We start from the raw sequence: 18793 nt of genomic DNA on the forward strand, positions 1-18793 counted from the left end.
CCACCCGGGGGCCGTCGCAAGCCGGCTTGCGACCCGCTGCAGCCGACTGCCGTTCCGCTGATGGACCATCAAACCTGTAGTGGGTCGCATCCGGACTCCCGGATCGAGCACGTGGATGGCAGTGGTGTTTTCGGTGTCGAACCCGTACAAAGCCGCCGCGGTACCCAAACACGCGACCGCATGTTGGCCCATGAAGAGATCAAGGGCGCACAACCGTCCCAACAGGTCCGGTTCGGCGGCCGCATAGATGCCGTACCAGACGCGAAACAGTCCACCTTTCTTGACTTGGATGTCGAGTTGCTGACGAGTCATCACCGTGAGCAACTGTGCGCTGGTGGCGAACCCGCCAACCCGTTCCAACAGAGCCAGAGCATTGGGATGCACATCGGAGACGATCGACTATTCGAGCGCCCGACCATAAGCCTGACCGCCCGAGATGGGGATGAAATCCCAACTGTGGAAATACGCTCGCCGCCGAGCAGACGCAGAATCGCACGAATCGCCCTCGGGTAACGCGATTCTGCGTCTGCTCGCGCTAGGAAGTGAACGCGTAGTCGTCGAGCGGGAAGCGGCGGCTGCGCCAGTACGCCTCCAGCGTGCTGGCCGGCCGCAACGGCACATCGCCGTTCTTGTCGAAGTAGTAACTGTTGGCCTGCTTGCAGCTGTCCTGCCAGAAGATCTGCCGGTGCCGCTTGCGCATCATCTCGGCGAAATAGCGGTCGTTGGCTTCCTGGGTCACCTCGACGCGCCGAGCGTTGCGGCGGTTGGCGCGTTTCAGGCAGCGCACGATGTGGTGGGTCTGCGCCTCGATCAGCGCGAAGTACGACGACCCGACGTATCCGTACGGCCCGAACACGGTGAAGAAGTTGGGGAATCCGGGCACGCTCACGCCTTCGTAGGCTTGCAGTCGGTGCTCGTCCCAATAGCTGCTCCACGACCGGCCGCGGGGCCCGGTGACCGGGTAGGTCGGGAGATCGTCGGTGTCCATCACCCTGAACCCGGTCGCCAGGATCAGCACGTCGACGTCGTGGGTTTCGCCGTCGGTGGTCGCGACACCGGACCCGGTGATCTTGTCGATCGGTTCGGTGACCAATCGGACGTTGTCGCGGTTGAACGTCGACAGGTAGGTGTTGTGGAAGCCCGGCCGCTTGCAGCCGACCGCGTAGCGGGGGGTGAGTTTGTCGCGCACCATCGGGTCGCGCACCTGCTTGCGTAGGTAGGCCTCGCCGACCTTCGACATGTTCTTGGCCATCGGGTTGACCGTGAAGTACTGCGCGGGGAGAGCGAACGTCAATTCCACAAAGGCCTGGCTGAGCAGTCGCTGCACGGCCCTGACGCCGGGTATGCGCATCGCAAAACGCTGACGAGCTGATAGCGGCACGTCGAACTTGGGGAAGCACCATATCGGAGTGCGCTGAAAAACGGTGAGCTGCTTGACGATTGGCGCGATTTCGGGGATCACCTGCACCGCAGACGCGCCCGTTCCGATGATCGCGACGCGCTTACCCGTCAGGTCCTGGTCGTGGTCCCAGCGCGCGGTGTGCATGGTCACGCCGGCGAACGAGTCGACGCCGTCGATGTCGGGGAGCTTGGGTGTGATGAGCACACCGCTGGCGTTCACGAGGAACCTGGCGGTGACGACGTCGCCAGGGTCGGTGCGGATGCGCCACAGGTCCGTCTGGTCATCGAAGTCGGCGCCGAGGACCTTAGTGTTGAACCGGATCTTGGGGCGCAGACCGTACTTGTCGACGCAATGCTCGGCGTAGGCCTTCAGCTCATGTCCTGGCGCATACGTGCGCGACCAGTTCGTGCTCTGCTCGAAGGAGAACTGGTATGAGAACGACGGAATGTCCACGGCGATACCGGGATAGGTGTTCCAGTACCACGTGCCGCCCGGTCCGTCGCCTGCCTCGACCACCAGGTAGTTGCCAAGGCCGGCCTTGTCCAGTTCGATTGCGCTGCCGATACCGGAAAAACCGGCGCCGACGATGACGGTGTCGTAGTCAGGATCTGTCATACGGCCTCCCGCCTGTGTGCGATGACGTGCAGGCCGTGCTTGGGCCGCAGCGTCAGCGTCGCCTCCAATTCCACAGGAAAGCCCGGCACGACGTCAAAGGTGAACTGCTGGCTCATGATCGCCGCCATCAGCACCATCTCCATCAACGCGAAGCTCTGCCCGATGCAGATCCGTCGTCCGCCGCCGAACGGCAGGTACGCCGACCTGGGCCGGTCCTTGCCGGCCTCACCGAGGAAGCGGGTCGGGTCGAAGGTCTCGGGGTTCGGCCACCAGCGCTCGTCGTGGTGGACCTGATGGATCGGGATGAGCACCGTCGTGCCGGCGCGAATGTGGTGCCCGTCGATGATGTCGTCCTCGATCGCCTCACGCGCGATCATCCACACCGCGGAGAAGTACCGCTGCGACTCCTGCAGGCATGCGGTCGTCCACGGCAGGCGGCTCAGATCGGCCGCGCTCGGCCGGCGACGGCCGAGCGCATCGTCGATCTCGGCGAGCATCTGGTCGCGGACGTGTGGGTTCTGCGCCATCAGGTACCAGAACCACGACATCGCATTGGCAGTCGTCTCGTGGCCGGCGAGCATGAAGGTCAGTGCCTCGTCGCGGATCCGCTGCCGCGGCCATGTCCCGCCGTCGGCGTTGAACAGCACGTTGAGCAGGTCGGCGGAGTCGGTCGGATGAGCGATCCGCTCGTCGAGCACGCCATTGACCGCGGCGTCCAGCGCGAGCGCGACCTTCTGACCCTCCCGCAGCGGCGGCGGCAGCGGCACACCCGAAAACGTGCACCAGCTCAACGCGTCGTAGACGTGTCGCGGCATCAGCCCCCACAGGCCGATCCTGGCCAGCCGCTCTGTGCGCCGCAGCCCGCGTGTGGTGAGGTCCTTCATGCTGTGCACCAGCGGCCCGAAATCCTGGCTGAACAGCGCGTTCGCCACTACTCGCAACGTGGCCTCCACCATCGTCGCGTGCATGTCGAATTGCTGCTCGGCCGTGACCTCGGCGGTGATGCGTTCGATCGGATCGATCATCAGGTCGACTATCTCGTTGAGATGGCGCCGGGCGAAAGTTGGATTGAGCGTGGTCCGGTGGGCCGCCCAGGAGTCGCCTTCGTCGGTCAGCAGATTGATCCCCGCGGCGGCACGAATGGCCTCGTATTCGTTGGATTTGACGTATCGCTGCCGGGCTCGGTGCAGCACGTGGTCTACGTAGTCAGGGTGGCTGATCGAGACGAATCGCCTTCCGGCACAACGGAACCGCGTGATGTCATGCCCACGCGTCCGCGCGAGGAAGCCACCCTCTGCGTCGAAACCGATGGTGATCGCCTCGCGGGTCATGGTCAACGTGCTCAGCCGCGCCGCTGGTGCCGCCATGAACCAACGGTAGGAGTGACAGCCCGCAATCGGAATGGGACTATCGGACAGAGAGTTGGGAGTTTAGGACAGATGGCTTCGACGACGTGGTCGCCCGACCTCCGGCGTCCGGTCTACACGACCCGGGTGCTCTGCGAGGTCGCCTACGAGCGCGGTGTCGCGACCTCCGACCTCCTCGCCGGGACCGGGATCGCGCCGGATGACCTCCACGACCCCGAGGCGGTGGTGGTGGCGTCAGACGAGATCGTCGCGGTGCGCAGGCTGCTGGCCGTGCTGCCGGACGCAGCCGGTCTTGGCATGGAAGTCGGCAGCAGGTTCCGGCTGACGCATCTCGGCCTGCTGGGCTTCGCCGCGATGTCGTGCGCCACGTTCCGCGAGTTGTTCGGCATCTCGATGCGCTACTTCTCGCTGACCATGTTGAACATCGAGGTGAAGCTGTTCGAGGGTGCGCAGAGCTGCATTCTCGAGTTCGAGGTCGACCATCTGCCGGTCGACGTCCGCGGGTTCTTCCTCGAGCGTGATGTCGCCGGGATAGTCATGACAGTAAGCGAATTCGCGCTTCCGGTCGTTGCGCGGTATGCCGATCAGGTGACCGTCGAGGCGACACTCGATCCAGAAGTTGTCGCGCCCTTGCTGCAACTGTTGCCCGCCGTGAACAGGGAATTCGGCCGCGCGCACAACCGTCTGCATTTTCCCCGCGCGATGTTCGACGAACCGTTGCCGCAGGCGGACAGCCACACATTGCAGATGTGCATCGCGCAGTGTGATGTGCTGATGCAGCGATCTGAACAGCGCCGCGGGATCACTGCTGTGGTGCGTTCCAAGCTGTTTCGCGAATCCGGGCGCTTCCCGACATTGCCCGAGGTGGCTGCCGAGCTTGACGTCCACCCGCGCACACTTCGCCGTCAACTCGCCGACGAGGACACGTCCTTTCGTGCGCTGCTGAACGAGGCGCGCTCCACGCTGGCCGTCGACCTGCTGTGCAATGTCGGGCTCACCGTGGAAGAGGTGTCAAAGCGACTGGGCTACACCGACACTTCGACGTTCTGTCACGCCTTCAAGCGCTGGCACGGTGTTCCGCCGAGCGCTTATCCACGGACGCGGACAGGCTAGGCGCCAGCTTTCTGGTTGATGACCTTGAGCATTCTGTTCGGCACAACTCGTGACGCGATCCGCAACGCCCGAACCATTCCGATGTTGATCACGAAGGTGTCCCTGGCCATGCCCCGCAACGTCTCGGAGGCGACGCGCTCGGGCGAAATACCCCGCTGCGCCTGCCCGCGGCGGGCCCGTGCGCCCTTGTCCAGGTCCGTCTCCACAACAGGTGGCGCGAGATCGAAAACCTTGACGTTGGTGTCCTGCAGCTGATAGCGCAGCGACGTACTGAATGACTGCATCGCAGCCTTTGTCGCGCAGTAAACAGGCATCACGGCGATCGGAACCAGTCCGAGTCCGGACGAAACGTTGACCACCGCGGCGGTTTCCTGCTTGAGAAGCTGAGGCAGTAGCAGGAACGTGAGATGGATTGGAGCGGTCAAGTTGACGTCGATCTCGTTCTCCTGCTCGAATTGATCGGCGAGATCGTCTGTGCCGACGTGGAATTCGCGCTGTACGCCGGCATTGTTCACCAAGATGTTCAAGTCGGGGAAGGCTGCCAATAGCCAGGCGGCTAAGCTGATGCGCTCATCCGACCGGGAGAGATCGGCGACACGGACATGCAGTTGCGGATGCTTCGCCTGTGCGTCGAGGAGCTTGTCTTCGCGTCGTCCGCAGACGATAACGGTGTTGTCAGTCAAGAATCGCTCGGCGAGCGCGAACCCGATACCCGTCGCGCCGCCCGTGATCAGAACCGTGTTGCCGGTCATCTGCATGTCAGGGCCACCGTCCGTCGTTCTTGGCAGCTTCTACCTCGCGTAGCCCCGCCTCCCGCATGCGCCCCGCGTCGATGAGACGTTGCACCCGTTCGACATTCGATGCAGACCAGGGGCTGCGCGGCTTGCGGCTGCTGAATCTCTGGACGCGTGACACCTCGTCGTACTTGCGGGCCATGCTGTCGATCCAGCCGAAGCACAAGGCGACCTCGACGGCCTCGCCGTAGGACATGCCCGGCTCCGGTGCGTTCTTGTTGAAGAGCCGGACCCAGATCTCCGACGCTTCATCGTGGTTGCGCGACAACCAGTCCTCCCATTCGGCCGTTGTGCGAACGTCGAGCACCTCGCGCTCGGTCATCCGCGGTGCAGCGCGGCTTTCAGCGCCGCCAGTCCGCGGCTGGTTGCCTCGGCCGCGGCAGGAACGACCAGTGCAAAGCTGATGAATCCGTGCACTAGAGTCGGTTCGTTACGCAGTTCGACGGGAACCCCTGCGGCGGTGAGCAATTCCGCATACCGAGCGCCGTCGTCGCGTAGGGGGTCATACTCTGCCGTGGCGATGTACGCCGGCGGTAGACCCGTTAGGTCCGCGGTGTTCGCCGGCGCAAGCGTGGTAGGCAGCTTGGCGTGCTCCCTGATGTCGGCATCCGGTACGTACCACCCGAGGAATGCGGCAACGACGTCGCGGTCGAGGATCGGGCCGTCGGCATTCTCGACCATCGAGGCAAGCGTCATGTCGCCCGTGGTGGAGGGGTACCACAGGAGCTGGAACACCACCGGCGGCCCGCCATGGTCACGGGCCAACTGCGTCATCACCGCCGAGATGTTGCCGCCGGCCGAATCACCGGCCACCGCGATGCGGGTGGGGTCGCCGCCGAGTTCACCTGCGTGCTCGCCGACCCACTGCAGCGCTGCCCACGAGTCCTCGATGCCCTGCGGGTACGGGTGTTCGGGGGCGAGCCGGTAGTCCACCGACACCACGATCGCCTCGGCTTCTACGGCGTGGGATCTGGCCACCGGATCGTGGGTGTCGAGGTCACCGATCGACCAGCCACCACCGTGGTAGAACACCACGACCGGGAGGTTCTCGTGTTGCGCGACCGGTGGATAGTAGATGCGGACCGGAATGTCGGCGATGTCGCCGTAGCCGATCGTGCGTTCTTCGATCCGCATGTCGGGCAAGAGTTCCGGGGGCGCCTTGAGCTGACGCATCTGCTCGCGGGCCACCTCGACGCCGTCGTCGGCGGTGAATTTGAACGGGAACGCGTCGAGAAGCGCTTGCATGGTCGGATCGATACCGGGCTTCGCGGTCATTTTCCGGCTCCTGTCAGTCGTTGGAACTGCTCCCAGGATGCCCTCTCGACCCAGTTGGTTAGCAGCTTTCCGTCTCCGTTTACGGCCCACACCGCGGTGCCCGTCATCGCGATGTCCTGTTGATCCGGCTCGGTGCCGAGGAACCCGTTGTTCTTGCCGGTCAGCAGCCACCGTGAGGCGACCCGGCTGCCATCGTCGTTCTGAAACGACTCGATCACCTCGAGGTGCAGTTCGTTGACCTTCGCAAGGAAGCCCGCCACCCAATCCTTGAAGTTCTCTTTGCCGGAGATCGTCTCACCGCCGGTGACGATGACGAAGTCGTCGACGACAAACCTGTCGACCGCCGACGGGTCGTGCGCATTCCATACCTCATCCCAGAAGGCGTGCACTGTTTGTACAGAATTCATGTGAGCTGCAACGCCTTTCGCAGCGCGGACAATCCGCACGCGGTCGCTTCGGTGGCGGCTGGCACCACCCCCGCATAGCCCAGATAGCCGTGGATGAGCGTCTCGGCGTTGTGCACCTCGACGGGCACGCCCGCAGCGGCCAGCAGTTCGGCGTACCGGGTGCCGTCGTCGCGCAGCGGGTCGTGGCCAGCTACGGCGATATAGGCAGGCGGCAGCCCGGCGAAACTCTTGGCGCGGGCAGGCACCAGCGTTGCCGGGGGATCGGTTAGGTCAACGCCCCTGGCGTACCACCGCGAAAAGCCCTTCACCGCACCGACACCGAGGACCGGCGCGTTCGCGTTCTCGGTGAAGGACGGCAGCGAGGTGTCCCATGTCGTCGCCGGATACCACAACAGCTGGAAGATGATCCGCGGCCCGCCCGCATCACGCGCCAGCTGTGACACCACCGCCGCCAGGTTGCCGCCCGCCGAGTCGCCTACGACGGCGATACGGCCGGGGTCAGCGCCAAGCTCAGCGGCGTGTTCAGCCGCCCATTGCGTTGCGGTCCAAGCATCTTCGACCGCAGCGGGGTAGGGGTGCTCGGGAGCCAACCGGTAATCCACCGACACCACCACCGCGCCTGCGCCGACCGCATGGCCACGTGCCGTGCCGTCATAGGTATCGAGGTCGCCGACCGACCATCCGCCGCCGTGGATGAACACCACCAGCGGCAGCGCGTCGTCACTGCCGGCCGGTGGCCAGTACACCCGGATCGGAATCGGCCCCGCAGGACCCTCGATGGTGCGGTCCTCGCTGCGCACTTCGGGGTGAACTTCCCGACGGGGCAGGTCACGGAACCGCTGCCGCGACTCCTCGACGCCACCGTCGGTTGTCAACTGAAACGGAACGGCCTCCAGTACCTTCAGCAAGATGGCGTCGACGGCCGGCTTCTCCTCAGCGACGGACATGGGGACACCGTACGCACACCCGCGAACCAGGCTGCTGTGGGTGGCGGCGGCCGCCGTCGGCGCCGGCTACGGGATATTCCTGGTCATCACGGCGCTGCGTCAACCACTGGGCGCCGAGCTGACGGGCCAGTTCACGCTGCAGCCCGCGGTCAAGGCCGCCGCGGCGGTGCTGCTCGCTGTCGCCGCGCTGACGCACCCGATAGCGCGGGAACGTCGTTGGCTCCTCGGCGCGCTGGTGTTCTCCGCAGCGGGCGACTTCTTGCTGGCCATGCCGTGGTGGGCGCCGTCGTTCGTGCTTGGCCTTGCGGCCTTCCTCGTCGCGCACCTGTGCTTCCTGGCAGCCCTCATCCCGCTGGTCGCGTCGTCCAAGCCCCGATTGGCAGCCGCGGCGGTCACGGTCGTGGCCTGTATCGCGCTTCTCGTCTGGTTCTGGCCGCGGCTGATCGACGAGGGAATGGCAGTGCCGGTGACGCTCTACATCGCGGTGCTCGGGGCGATGGTGTGCGCGGCGCTGCTGGCCCGGCTCCCGACGCCGTGGACCGCGCTGGGTGCGGTGTGTTTCGCGGTCTCGGACGCGATGATCGGCATCGGAAAGTTCGTACTGGCGCCAACGAACACAGAGGCGCTCGCGGTGCCGATCTGGTGGGCGTACGCGACGTCGCTGCTGCTCATCACCGCCGGATTCTTCTTTGGTCGGTCGTCTGCACCGTCTGCTACACCTTCTTAGGTGTCGAACGCCCGCCAGCAGGCCGAGCACGAGCCCATCGCGCGCGTGCTGCCGATGCTGTCGGTGCCCCACCTTGACCGCGAGTTCGATTATCTGGTGAGCGCTGAGCAGTCCGACGACGCGCAGCCTGGCGTGCGGGTGAGGGTGCGGTTTCATGGCAGGCTGGTGGACGCGTTCATTCTCGAAAGACGTTCGGACACAGACCATGTCGGCAAACTGGGCTGGCTTGAGCGGGTGGTGTCGGCAGAGCAGGTGTTGACCACCGACGTGCGCAGGTTGGTCGACGCGGTGGCCGCGCGATACGCAGGCACCCGGGCAGATGTGCTGCGGATGGCGGTCCCGCCGCGGCATGCGAACGTCGAAAAGCAAACCGCGCCGGAACTGGCGCCACTGGCCGTCAAACCCATCGACCCCGCCGCGTGGGCCACCTACGGGCGTGGTGAGCAGTTCCTGACGGCGCTGCGCGATGGCCGCGCCGCCCGCGCGGTCTGGCAGGCGCTGCCCGGCGAGAAATGGACCGACCGGCTTGCCGAAGCCGCAGCGGTGGCAGTCGATTCCGGCCGTGGTGTGCTCGCAATCGTCCCGGACCAGCGCGACGTTGACGCGCTGCGTGATGCCGCCGTCCGGCTCGTCGACGAACCGCGGGTGGCGGCGTTGTCGGCAGGACTCGGCCCCGCACAGCGCTACCGCAGATGGCTATCGGCGCTTCGCGGCGACGCCCGCCTCGTGATCGGTACCCGCAGCGCCGTGTTCGCGCCCGTTAATGATCTGGGCCTGGTGATGGTGTGGGACGACGGTGACGACACGCTCGCCGAACCGCGCGCGCCCTACCCGCACGCCCGCGAGGTGGCGATGCTGCGCGCGCATCAGCTGCGCTGCGCGGCCCTGATCGGTGGATACGCCCGCACCGCGGAGTCGCAGGCGCTGGTGCGCAGCCGCTGGGCGCACGACCTGGTGGCGCCGCGCCCCGTGGTCAGGGCCAGGGCGCCGCGCGTCGTCGCGCTCGAGGACAGCGGGTACGAGCAGGAGCGCGACCCCGCCGCCCGCACCGCTCGGCTGCCGTCGATGGCGCTTCGAGCCGCGCGGACCGCGTTGGAGGCAGGCCGGCCCGTGCTTGTGCAGGTGCCGCGACGTGGTTATGTGCCCGCGCTGGCCTGTGCCCGATGCCGGACTATCGCGCGCTGCAGGCACTGCACCGGCCCGCTGTCGCTGCCCGACCGCGACACCGCAGGAGCTGTGTGCCGGTGGTGTGGTCGGCATGAGCCCGGATTACGTTGCGCGCGTTGCGGTTCCGATGCCATTCGAGCGACTGTCGTCGGTGCGCGACGCACTGCGGAGGAACTCGGCAGGGCGTTTCCCGGTACGACGGTCGTCACGTCGGGCGGCGACGCGATGATCGCGTCGGTGCCTGGGGAGCCCGCGGTCGTCGTCGCGACGCCGGGTGCGGAACCGGTGGCCGACGGCGGCTACGGAGCGGCCCTGCTGCTCGACGGGTGGGCCCTGCTCGGGCGCCAGGACCTGCGTGCAGCCGAGGACGCGCTGCGGCGATGGATGGCCGCCACCGCGCTGGTGCGCGGCCGCGATGACGGCGGGGTCGTCGCGATCGTCGCCGAGTCGGAGATCCCAACCGTGCAGGCGCTGATCCGTTGGGATCCGGTCGGCCATGCCGAGGCCGAACTCGACTCACGCGCAGAAGTCGCACTTCCGCCCGCCGTGCACATCGCTGCCGTCGACGGTTCGCCCGCAGCGGTCAACGCGCTGCTCGAAACCGCAGTGCTGCCAGACGATGCCGACGTGCTCGGCCCAGTCGACCTGCCTGCCGGTGCGCGACGGCCGCCGGGTACCCCGGCCGAGAGCCCGGTGAGCCGGATGCTGGTCCGGGTGCCCCGTGCAGGAGGCCTTGCGCTCGCGGCGGCGCTGCGACGCGCCACCGGTGTGCTCAGTGCCCGCCACGATCAGCAGCCGACTCGGGTGCAGATCGACCCGCTGCACATCGGGTAGTTTGCTCGCACTGCCGGTAACAAGCCATGCAATACCCCTAAAATTGGGGCCGGGCTAGCCGGCCCGGATGACCCGAGGGGCACGCATCATGGGCAAGAACGGCAAGGCATTGCTGGCGGCGGCAATCGCCGGCCTCGTCTTCATCGGCGGGGTCTATTGGTGGAACCAGCGTGGCGGCGACGGTGACACCTCGGCAGCCCCGCGCGAGGGTTGCACCACCGTGGCCGTTGTCGCGTCCAGCGAGAAGGCCGCATTGATGACCGAGGCCGCCGGTCGGTACAACTCGTCCGACCGGGAAGTGGACGGCAACTGCTACGGCATCAAGGTCACCTCCATGGCGTCCGGGCTGGCCGAGTCGCGGCTCGCGCAACAGAGTTGGGAGGACGAGGAGTGGGGACCGGCGCCCGATGCATGGTCACCCGCGGCGTCGACATGGCTGGAACTGCTCCGCTTCGACCGCTCCTCGCACGACCGGCCCGACATCCTGCCCGCCGAGACTGAATCCGTCGTGTCGACGCCGCTCGTGCTCGCGATGCCCGAGCCGATGGCCAGGGCATTGGGCTGGCCCGATACGCCGATCGGCTGGTCGGACCTGTTGAGCCTGGCCAATGACCCCGGCGGCTGGGCGGCCAAGGGGCACCCCGAGTGGGGCGAGTTCAAGTTGGGCAAGACCAATCCCAATATGTCCACGTCCGGGCTCGCCGCGACGGTCGGGGCGTTCGTGGCAGCCACCGGCACGTCGAGCGACCTGACACTCGACACACTGAAGGAACCGCGGGTGCGGGATTTCGTTGCCGGAGTGGAGAAGTCGGTCGTGCACTACGGCGACACCACGTTGACCTACCTGGCGAACCTGCAGCGGGCCGACGACGCAGGAGCCGCACTCGGGTACGTCAGCGCGGTCGCCATCGAGGAGAAGTCGGTACTGGACTACAACTCCGGCAACCCCACCGGCAACCTCCAGACCAAGGGGCAGCATGACAAGCCGCGAGTGCCACTTGTCGCCGTATATCCCAAGGAGGGCACCCTCCTCAGCGACAACCCCTACGCGGTGCTCGACGCACAGTGGTCAGACGCAGGCAAGCAGGCCGGCGCCAAGGACTTCTTGGACTTTCTGCGCGAGCCCGCCCAGCAGGAACTGTTCACCAACGAAGGCTTCCGCACGCACGACGGCCAACCCGGCAGCGCCGTCCGCGACAGCGAGTACCTCAGGGAGGATGTCGGCTTCACCCTCTCCCCGCCGAGCCCGCCCGTGCTGTCGGCGGTCCGCGGCACGTGGGCCGAACTGCGCAAGCCGGCGCACGTGTTGCTGGTGCTGGACGTGTCGGGCTCGATGGGTACGTCGGCGGGCGCCGGGAAGACCCGGCTGGAACTGGCCCAGGAAGCGGCGGTCAACGGGCTGAGCCAGCTGTCCGACACCGACGAGGTCGGGTTGTGGGTGTTTCCGTGGCAACAACAGGTCTACTTCCAGGAGATCCCGATCGAACCACTCGGCCCGCGGCGGCAGTTGATGATCAACCGCATCGAGCAGCTCATCCCGTCGGGCGGCACGCCGCTGTATGCCGTCACGCGAAGGGCGACAGAGGCCGTGCGGGCCAGCGCCGGCCCTGACTCGATCAACGCGATCGTGGTGATGACCGACGGCAAGAACGAATACCCCGACGACAATGACGCCGACAGCCTGATCCAGCAGCTCACCGACCAAGCCCCCGAAGGCGGCATCCGGGTGTTCACCATCGCCTACGGCGAGGACGCGGACCTGGACACGCTCAAACGGATCTCCGAGGCGTCGCGCGCTGCCGCGTACGACGCCACCGACCCGGCGACAATCAACACCGTGTTCACGAACGTGCTGTCGAACTTCTGATGGCGGGCAGTCGTCTCCGAGCGCGCTTGCTGGCCGCCGTGAGCGACCCCTGGGCGGTGTTGTTGTCGACGTTCGGCGGTGGCGCGGTGTGGGCCTTCGGCGCGTCCCTCCCGCTGTCCGCGGCCACCGCCGGCGTGATGTTCGGCACCGCAGCGGTGGTCGGTGCTCTCACGCGGTCGCGCGGCGAGCCGGTGCCGGAGCTGAAGGCGGGCACTCGGCAGCAGGAGCTGATCAACCTCCTCGACGGTCACGTGCGCTCGTTGCGGGGGTTGCAGACCGATGCACTGCCGGATGTGGTGCAGGGCAAGGCAGAGGATGCCCTGGCTGCGGCCGACGCCGCCCGCCCTTCCGTGTTGCAGGTGGCGACCGCGGTCGACGCGCTCGACGAGGCGATCGTGGCCGCCCGCAAGGTGTCCGGCCAGGGTGAGCACGCCGCGGAGTCGATCAAGAAGACGATCGACCGGTTGAGGTCGCGACGCGCCAAACTGCTCGAGAGGCTCACCGCCGCGGTCGACGAGGTGGCCACCGTCTACGCCGGGCTGCTCGAGCTGTCGGCGACTGCCCGCACCATGGGCGTTTCGCTGGATGACACGGAGGTCAGCGCGGTCAACGACTCTGTTGTGGTGCTGCAAATGACCTTCGCCGAGCTGGAGGCGGACGCGGCGAACCTGCCGAACGACGGCCTGTTGTAGGTCAACTGGCGCGCAAATCACGCCATTGCACATAAGGTGTTGCGGGGCAAGGCACTCCGACAGGGTCCGCAGTGCCGAACAGGAGGTCAGCATGGGACGGCTGTTCAAGTGGCTGTTCCCGTTGGCGCTCATAACTTTTGGGCTGCTGTGGCCGCTGGTGTTCCGCGGCGGCGCGGAGGCCTCCGAGGCCGCAGACCCCGTGGTTTTCAGCAACTATCGGGCGGACTTCGTCGTCGGCAGCGACGGACAACTGGACGCGGTGGAGACCATCACCGCCGAGTTTCCCGGTGGACGGCACGGCATATTCCGGTACTGGGACGTCGCCAACCAGAACAATCCCCAGCTGCGGCAGCGGCCCGAAATCACGTCGATATTGCTCGACGGCAGGGCCGTCTCCTACCAGATGCTGTGGGAGCAGGGCGAGCGATTCCGCGTCGCCAAGATCGGCGATCCGGACAGATACCTCACCTCGGGAACTCACGTCTTCGAGATCCGCTACAGCATCCCTGGAGTCCTCGACCGCGGAACCATCGGCGCGGACAAGCAGTTCGCGGCGTCGACCGGCCAAGTCACGGCGGCGCAATCGGTGTTCTTCTGGAACGTGATCGCGCCGGCGTGGAACAACAAGATCGAGCGGGCCGACATCTCGATCACCTTGCCGGACGAGGTGACTTTTGCGCAGTGCTCCGTCGGGTACGGCGTGGGCCGGGACTGCCGCGATCTGAGCGTCGAGGGCAACACGGTGAAGCTGTGGGCGCTCAACCTCGCGCCGAGGACCCCGGTCACGGTGCGTGTCGGCGTGGATGTGCCGACGCCGGCGCAAGTCAGCCTGCCGTGGCCCTACACCTGGGACCGCATCCTCGGCCAGTCGTTGGCCGGTGTGCTGTGGATCGCCGGGCTCACCGTGGCTTTCGGGCTCGGCGCCTTCCTGTGGTACCGCACCACCGTCGAACCTTCCCCCGGATTCCCGCTGCAATACGCACCCCCGCCGGGCATCGGCCCGGTGCAGGCCGAATACATCCGGACCGAATCGGTGCCCAAGAACGGCCTCACCGCGACGCTGTTCTACCTCGCCGAGCGCGGCCTGATCGACCTGAGTCAGGTCAGCGAGAAACACTGGAAGATCCGCGCCAAAGGCGAACCGGGTGCGTGGGCCGATGTCGACCCGGTCAGCATCGCGGTCGGATCCGCGCTCAAGGTGATGAAACCGGGCGGCGAGTTCGATGCCAAGAAGGCCGTGAAGTCCGGCCAGAAGCTCAACAAGGCCAAGACCGACATGGCCGTTGCCGTACACAAATGGGCCTACGACAACGGCTTGATGGTCAAGCGGAAGAAGGAGTTGTGGGTCCGCACCGCCAACGCCATCTCCTTCATCCTGATGTTCTTCGGTTTCTTCCGCTGGGGCTTGCCGGTCACCATGTGCGCGTTGCCGTTCGCGGCGTTCTTCGTGTTCTCAGTGCGGGCGTGGGCCGACGGGGTCGGCAGCAGGCGCACACCGGCCGGGCGCGAACTCTGGTCGCGCGTCGGTGGATTCCACCGCATGCTTGCCACCGATTCGGCCGAGACCCGGTTCGACTTCTCGGCCCGCAAGGATCTCTACACCGCCTACGTTCCGTTCGCGGTGGCTGCGGGCGTGGCCTCGCAGTGGGCCAAGAAGTACGAGACCGCGACGGGTAGCCCTGCGCCGCAACCGGATTGGTACAACTCGTCGTCGTCCACCCGCTCGGGATTCGTCGGCAGTTCCGGCGGCGGGACGGATTTTGACAGCTTCGATTCGGCGTTATCGTCGTCGATCGGCGCGTACACGGCATCGCAGACATCGTCGTCCTCCGGCGGCAGCAGTAGCAGCAGCAGCGGCTCCAGCGGTGGCGGCGGAGGCGGCGGTGGCGGAGGAGGAGGCGGCTCATGGTGAGATTCCTGCTGATCGTTGTGCTGGTGCTCGCGGTGCTGGTGCTGATCGGATTCGTGTTGGGCTACAACAAGATCCGGTCGGCCGACGTTCGTGTTGCCGAGGCGCTGTCCGGTATCGACGTGGAGCTGACCCGCCGCGCGTCGCTGATCCCGAGCCTGGTGCACACCGTGCAGACCTTCGCCACACACGAGAAGGGCATCCTCGACCACGCCACCAATGCCCGCGCGGCGCTGACCTCGGCGACGGCGGGGAAATCCGTGGCGCAGCGCAGCGCCGCCGAAAAGGATCTCGACTCCGCGCTGGCCCCGTTGCTGGCGCTTGGCCAGAGTTATCCGCAGCTCAACTCGTCGAACAACTTCCTGAACCTGCAGGACAATCTCGCCGACACCGAGAACAAGCTGGCCTTCGCGCGTCAGTACTACAACGACTCGGTGGCCACGCTGAACCGGCTGCTCAGCACGATCCCGTGGATGTTCGTCGCGCCGCTGGCCGGGGTCGACGAGCGCGAGTACTACCAGACCCCGCGCTAGTCACCCGCTCAGGCGCCCGCGGCCCGGATGATGAGGTCGGAGACCTCTTTGGCCTTGGACACCATCGACAGATGACTTGCGTCGAGTTCGATCGTCGAGGCGTTCATGCGATGTGCCATGAATCGCTCGAGATCCGGATTGATCGTGCGGTCGTTCTTGGAGACGGCATAGAAAGTCGGCTTGTCACGCCAGGCCGCCTGTGTCGTGCGGCCGGTGAAGAGTTCGCTTGATATCCGGCCCTGTACGGCATAGAGCATTCTGGCCCGGAACGGGTCGACATCTTGGGCGAAGTCGCTCAGGAACGCCTCTTCGGACAGTTGGGCATAACCGTCGGGGGCCTTCACCACGCCTGCGCTCGCCGGGGGTGTCGGGTATTGAGCGGCCAACGCGGTGTAGTCCTCGCCGGCGTCGGGTGCTCGCGCCGCGATGTACACCAGTGCCGTCACTTTGGGATCGACACCGACTTCGGTCACGATCATGCCCGAATACGAGTGCGCGACAAGCACTGTCGGTCCGTCCATCAAAGCCAGCGTGCGGCGCGCGAAGTCGCAATCTTCCTCGAGGGTGCGCAACGGGTTCTGCACCGAGGCAACATTGAGTCCGCGCGCCTGCAGATGCGGGATGACATCGGACCAGCACGATCCGTCCGCGTATGCGCCGTGCACCAACACGACATTGCGGGCCCGTGGCATTGGCTCGGGCGGCGGGGCAGCGTGCGCGGGCCGCGCACCCAAGACGGCGGCTGCGCCGCCAAGGGCGACGGCCGTAGCGAAAGATCGTCGATCCACGCCGGGATTCAACCACGCAAACCTGTGTGTCCAGATGGCCGCTTCTACACTGGCGCGGTGCGTCTTGTCTTCGCCGGTACTCCTGAGCCCGCGCTCCCTTCGTTGCGTCGGCTCATCGGGTCGCCGCACCACGACGTGGTGGCGGTCCTGACCCGTCCGGACGCCGTTGCGGGTCGGCGGGGGAAACCGTCACCGTCGCCGGTGGCCCGGCTGGCACTCGAACACGACATCCCGCTGTTGCGGCCGGCGCGGCCCAACTCCGACGAGTTCATCGCCGAACTGGCGGAGCTGGGGCCGGAGTGCTGTGCGGTGGTCGCCTACGGTGCGCTGCTGTCGGAGCGATTGCTCGCTGTACCCGACCGCGGCTGGGTCAACCTGCACTTCTCGCTGTTGCCGGCCTGGCGCGGCGCGGCTCCGGTGCAGGCGGCGATCGCCGCAGGCGACACAGTGACGGGTGCGACGACGTTCCAGATCGAACCGGCACTCGATTCGGGACCGGTCTACGGCGTGGTCACCGAAACTATCCGGCCAGCCGATACCGCAGGGGATCTGCTTGAGCGGCTTTCGATTTCGGGTGCGGCGCTGCTGGAGACGACGCTGGACGGCATCGCCGACGGCTCGCTGACCCCTGTCCCGCAGCCTGCGGACGGTGTCACCGTCGCGCCGAAGATCACCGTCGAGGAGGCGCGGGTGCGCTGGGACCTGCCTGCCCATGTCGTGGACCGACGCATCCGCGCGGTCACGCCGAACCCCGGTGCGTGGACGATGATCGGCGACCTGCGCGTCAAGGTCGGACCCGTGAGTATGGACACGGGCTCGCCGAACAGCCTGGCGCCCGGCGCGATTCGCGTCGACCGCGACGGAGTGCGGATCGGGACGGGCTCAGAGCCGGTGGTGCTCGGCCAGATTCAGCCACCCGGCAAGAAGCTCATGAATGCCGCCGACTGGGCGCGTGGGGCCCGCCTCGACGATGAGGCGCGAGCGCTGTGACCCAATCCCGCGATAAGCGACCGTCGCGCCGCAAGCCGCTCGACCCGGCCCGCCGCGCGGCCTTCGATGTACTGCGTGCGGTGTCGGAGCAAGACGCCTATGCCAACCTGGCGCTGCCCGCGCTGCTGCGCGAACGCGGAATCACCGGCCGCGACGCGGCGTTCGCCACCGAGCTGACCTACGGGACGTGCCGCACTCGCGGCCTGCTCGACGCCGTCATCGCTCACGCCGCAGGCCGCTCGCCCGACAACATCGACCCCGTGCTGCTGGAACTGCTGCGGCTGGGCACCTACCAACTGCTGCGCACCCGCGTCGAACACCACGCCGCCGTGTCCACCACCGTCGAGCAGGCCGGTATCGAATTCGACTCGGCGCGAGCCGGTTTCGTCAACGGCGTGCTGCGCACCATCGCCGGGCGCGACGAGCAATCCTGGGTCGACGAGCTGGCCCCGCCTGCTGCCACCGACCCGGTGGGGCACGCGGCGTTCAGCCATGCCCATCCGCGCTGGATCGCCCAGGCGTTCGCCGACGCGCTCGGCGCCGACGCGGGACAGCTCGACGCGCTGCTGGCCAGCGACGACGAGCGGCCCGCGGTGCATCTGGCTGCCAGGCCGGGAGTGCTGACCGCCGAGGAACTCGCCGAACAGGTGAACGGCACCGTCGGCCGTTATTCGCCGTATGCGGTGTACCTGTCCGGCGGCGATCCCGGCCGGCTCGAGGCGATCCGCGACGGCAAGGCGCTGGTCCAGGACGAGGGCAGCCAGCTGGTTGCCCGTGCGCTGACGCTTGCCGAACTGGACGGGGCCGACGGTGGCCGCTGGCTGGACCTTTGCTCCGGGCCGGGAGGTAAGACAGCGCTGCTGGCCGCACTGAGCCAGGCCAGCGTCACCGCCGTCGAACCCAATGATCGGCGGGCGGAATTCGTCGAGCAGAACACCCGCGGCCTTCCGGTCGAGGTGCTTCGGGTCGACGGCCGCGACCCCGGCATCGAACCGGGATTCGACCGCGTGCTTGTCGACGCGCCGTGCACCGGTTTGGGCGCATTGCGGCGCCGGCCGGAGGCCCGCTGGCGTCGCCAACCCGGCGACGTGGCTGACCTGGTCAAGCTGCAGCGCGAACTATTGGCGTCGGCGATCCGGCTGACTCGGCCCGGTGGTGTGGTGCTGTACGCCACGTGCTCGCCGCACCTAGCTGAGACCGTCGGAGTCGTCGCCGACGCGCTGCGCAGGCACAAGGTCACCGCTCTGGATACCCGGCCGCTGTTCGAACCGGTCGAGGGCCTGGGCGACGGGCCATATGTGCAGCTGTGGCCGCACCGGCACGGCACCGACGCGATGTTCGCGGCCGCCCTCAAAGTAGGGTGACG

The 18793-nt window shown here is 66.9% G+C and carries 17 protein-coding genes and 1 pseudogene; 9 read left to right on the forward strand and 9 right to left on the reverse strand.

The window, feature by feature from the left end; genetic code table 11:
- From VFH65_RS25320 to VFH65_RS25330, 3 genes and pseudogenes are all read right to left on the reverse strand, one after another.
- Positions 1–384 (reverse strand): annotated as a pseudogene (locus VFH65_RS25320) (hypothetical protein); the annotation flags it as partial.
- A 151-nt stretch (positions 385–535) separates the two neighbouring features.
- Positions 536–2017, reverse strand: a complete 1482-nt coding sequence (locus tag VFH65_RS25325; RefSeq protein ID WP_353325294.1) for a flavin-containing monooxygenase — start codon at positions 2015–2017, stop codon at positions 536–538.
- Positions 2014–3384 carry a cytochrome P450 gene (locus VFH65_RS25330; RefSeq protein WP_353325296.1) on the reverse strand — a complete coding sequence of 457 codons (1371 nt, stop codon included), beginning with the start codon at positions 3382–3384 and terminating at the stop codon, positions 2014–2016. Before VFH65_RS25330 ends, VFH65_RS25325 begins: the two co-directional genes overlap by 4 nt.
- Before the next feature lie 72 nt (positions 3385–3456).
- Here VFH65_RS25330 and VFH65_RS25335 point away from each other — a divergent pair, with 72 nt between their 5' ends.
- Complete coding sequence (locus VFH65_RS25335) at positions 3457–4497, forward strand: AraC family transcriptional regulator (RefSeq protein ID WP_353325298.1); 1041 nt, start codon at positions 3457–3459, stop codon at positions 4495–4497.
- Here the strand turns inward: VFH65_RS25335 and VFH65_RS25340 are convergent.
- The 5 genes from VFH65_RS25340 to VFH65_RS25360 are packed head-to-tail and all read right to left on the reverse strand — an operon-like array spanning position 4494 to position 7920.
- Positions 4494–5255, reverse strand: a complete 762-nt coding sequence (locus VFH65_RS25340; RefSeq protein ID WP_353325300.1) for an SDR family oxidoreductase — start codon at positions 5253–5255, stop codon at positions 4494–4496. The genes VFH65_RS25335 and VFH65_RS25340 overlap by 4 nt on opposite strands.
- A 1-nt stretch (position 5256) precedes the next feature.
- Positions 5257–5613, reverse strand: coding sequence for a YdeI/OmpD-associated family protein (locus tag VFH65_RS25345; RefSeq protein ID WP_353325302.1), 357 nt, complete (start codon positions 5611–5613; stop codon positions 5257–5259).
- On the reverse strand, positions 5610–6566 hold the full coding sequence (locus VFH65_RS25350) for an alpha/beta hydrolase (RefSeq protein WP_353325304.1): 957 nt from the start codon (positions 6564–6566) through the stop codon (positions 5610–5612). The genes VFH65_RS25345 and VFH65_RS25350 overlap by 4 nt, the downstream gene beginning before the upstream one ends.
- The gene (locus tag VFH65_RS25355) at positions 6563–6973 is read right to left on the reverse strand and encodes an ester cyclase (protein ID WP_353325305.1); all 411 of its coding nucleotides are present in this window, start codon (positions 6971–6973) and stop codon (positions 6563–6565) included. Before VFH65_RS25355 ends, VFH65_RS25350 begins: the two co-directional genes overlap by 4 nt.
- Positions 6970–7920 carry an alpha/beta hydrolase gene (locus VFH65_RS25360; RefSeq protein WP_353325307.1) on the reverse strand — a complete coding sequence of 317 codons (951 nt, stop codon included), beginning with the start codon at positions 7918–7920 and terminating at the stop codon, positions 6970–6972. Before VFH65_RS25360 ends, VFH65_RS25355 begins: the two co-directional genes overlap by 4 nt.
- Between VFH65_RS25360 and VFH65_RS25365 the strand changes: the two genes are divergently transcribed.
- The 6 genes from VFH65_RS25365 (at position 7883) to VFH65_RS25390 (ending at position 15649) form a co-directional block, all read left to right on the forward strand.
- Positions 7883–8647, forward strand: coding sequence for a lysoplasmalogenase (locus tag VFH65_RS25365; protein ID WP_353325309.1), 765 nt, complete (start codon positions 7883–7885; stop codon positions 8645–8647). The two genes, VFH65_RS25360 and VFH65_RS25365, sit on opposite strands and share 38 nt — an antisense overlap.
- A gap of 54 nt (positions 8648–8701) precedes the next feature.
- Positions 8702–10648: a primosomal protein N' gene (locus tag VFH65_RS25370; protein WP_414688506.1), complete on the forward strand. Its 1947-nt coding sequence runs from the start codon at positions 8702–8704 to the stop codon at positions 10646–10648.
- Positions 10649–10715: 67 nt separating this feature from the next.
- The gene (locus tag VFH65_RS25375; protein ID WP_353325311.1) at positions 10716–12515 is read left to right on the forward strand and encodes a substrate-binding and vWA domain-containing protein; all 1800 of its coding nucleotides are present in this window, start codon (positions 10716–10718) and stop codon (positions 12513–12515) included.
- 38 nt (positions 12516–12553) lie between these two features.
- The gene (locus VFH65_RS25380) at positions 12554–13207 is read left to right on the forward strand and encodes a hypothetical protein (protein ID WP_353325313.1); all 654 of its coding nucleotides are present in this window, start codon (positions 12554–12556) and stop codon (positions 13205–13207) included.
- A 91-nt stretch (positions 13208–13298) separates the two neighbouring features.
- Positions 13299–15119 (forward strand): DUF2207 domain-containing protein, encoded by a 1821-nt coding sequence (locus VFH65_RS25385; protein ID WP_353325314.1) that lies wholly within the window; start codon positions 13299–13301, stop codon positions 15117–15119.
- A complete protein-coding gene (locus VFH65_RS25390) occupies positions 15113–15649 on the forward strand; it encodes a LemA family protein (protein WP_353325315.1) in 537 nt (178 codons plus the stop codon). The genes VFH65_RS25385 and VFH65_RS25390 overlap by 7 nt, the downstream gene beginning before the upstream one ends.
- A gap of 8 nt (positions 15650–15657) precedes the next feature.
- On the opposite strand, the gene VFH65_RS25395 is transcribed toward VFH65_RS25390, so the two are convergent.
- Positions 15658–16437, reverse strand: coding sequence for an alpha/beta fold hydrolase (locus VFH65_RS25395; protein WP_353325317.1), 780 nt, complete (start codon positions 16435–16437; stop codon positions 15658–15660).
- A 57-nt stretch (positions 16438–16494) separates the two neighbouring features.
- Between VFH65_RS25395 and fmt the strand changes: the two genes are divergently transcribed.
- Together fmt and VFH65_RS25405 are read left to right on the forward strand one after the other, a co-directional pair.
- On the forward strand, positions 16495–17427 hold the full coding sequence (gene fmt / locus VFH65_RS25400; RefSeq protein ID WP_353325318.1) for a methionyl-tRNA formyltransferase: 933 nt from the start codon (positions 16495–16497) through the stop codon (positions 17425–17427).
- A complete protein-coding gene (locus VFH65_RS25405; RefSeq protein ID WP_353325320.1) occupies positions 17424–18791 on the forward strand; it encodes an RsmB/NOP family class I SAM-dependent RNA methyltransferase in 1368 nt (455 codons plus the stop codon). Before fmt ends, VFH65_RS25405 begins: the two co-directional genes overlap by 4 nt.
- Positions 18792–18793 lie beyond the last annotated feature (2 nt).

Origin of the sequence: Mycobacterium sp. (assembly GCF_035697385.1) — a bacterium.
Lineage (GTDB): Bacteria > Actinomycetota > Actinomycetes > Mycobacteriales > Mycobacteriaceae > Mycobacterium.

Excerpts from the sequence above, each read along its gene's own strand:
- VFH65_RS25325 (WP_353325294.1), bottom strand. The coding sequence starts at position 2,017 with ATGACAGATCCTGACTACGACACCGTCATCGTCGGCGCCGGTTTTTCC.
- VFH65_RS25330 (WP_353325296.1), bottom strand. The coding sequence starts at position 3,384 with ATGGCGGCACCAGCGGCGCGGCTGAGCACGTTGACCATGACCCGCGAG.
- VFH65_RS25335 (WP_353325298.1), top strand. The coding sequence starts at position 3,457 with ATGGCTTCGACGACGTGGTCGCCCGACCTCCGGCGTCCGGTCTACACG.
- VFH65_RS25340 (WP_353325300.1), bottom strand. The coding sequence starts at position 5,255 with ATGCAGATGACCGGCAACACGGTTCTGATCACGGGCGGCGCGACGGGT.
- VFH65_RS25345 (WP_353325302.1), bottom strand. The coding sequence starts at position 5,613 with ATGACCGAGCGCGAGGTGCTCGACGTTCGCACAACGGCCGAATGGGAG.
- VFH65_RS25350 (WP_353325304.1), bottom strand. The coding sequence starts at position 6,566 with ATGACCGCGAAGCCCGGTATCGATCCGACCATGCAAGCGCTTCTCGAC.
- VFH65_RS25355 (WP_353325305.1), bottom strand. The coding sequence starts at position 6,973 with ATGAATTCTGTACAAACAGTGCACGCCTTCTGGGATGAGGTATGGAAT.
- VFH65_RS25365 (WP_353325309.1), top strand. The coding sequence starts at position 7,883 with ATGGCGTCGACGGCCGGCTTCTCCTCAGCGACGGACATGGGGACACCG.
- VFH65_RS25360 (WP_353325307.1), bottom strand. The coding sequence starts at position 7,920 with ATGTCCGTCGCTGAGGAGAAGCCGGCCGTCGACGCCATCTTGCTGAAG.
- VFH65_RS25370 (WP_414688506.1), top strand. The coding sequence starts at position 8,702 with ATGCTGTCGGTGCCCCACCTTGACCGCGAGTTCGATTATCTGGTGAGC.
- VFH65_RS25375 (WP_353325311.1), top strand. The coding sequence starts at position 10,716 with ATGACCCGAGGGGCACGCATCATGGGCAAGAACGGCAAGGCATTGCTG.
- VFH65_RS25385 (WP_353325314.1), top strand. The coding sequence starts at position 13,299 with ATGGGACGGCTGTTCAAGTGGCTGTTCCCGTTGGCGCTCATAACTTTT.
- VFH65_RS25390 (WP_353325315.1), top strand. The coding sequence starts at position 15,113 with ATGGTGAGATTCCTGCTGATCGTTGTGCTGGTGCTCGCGGTGCTGGTG.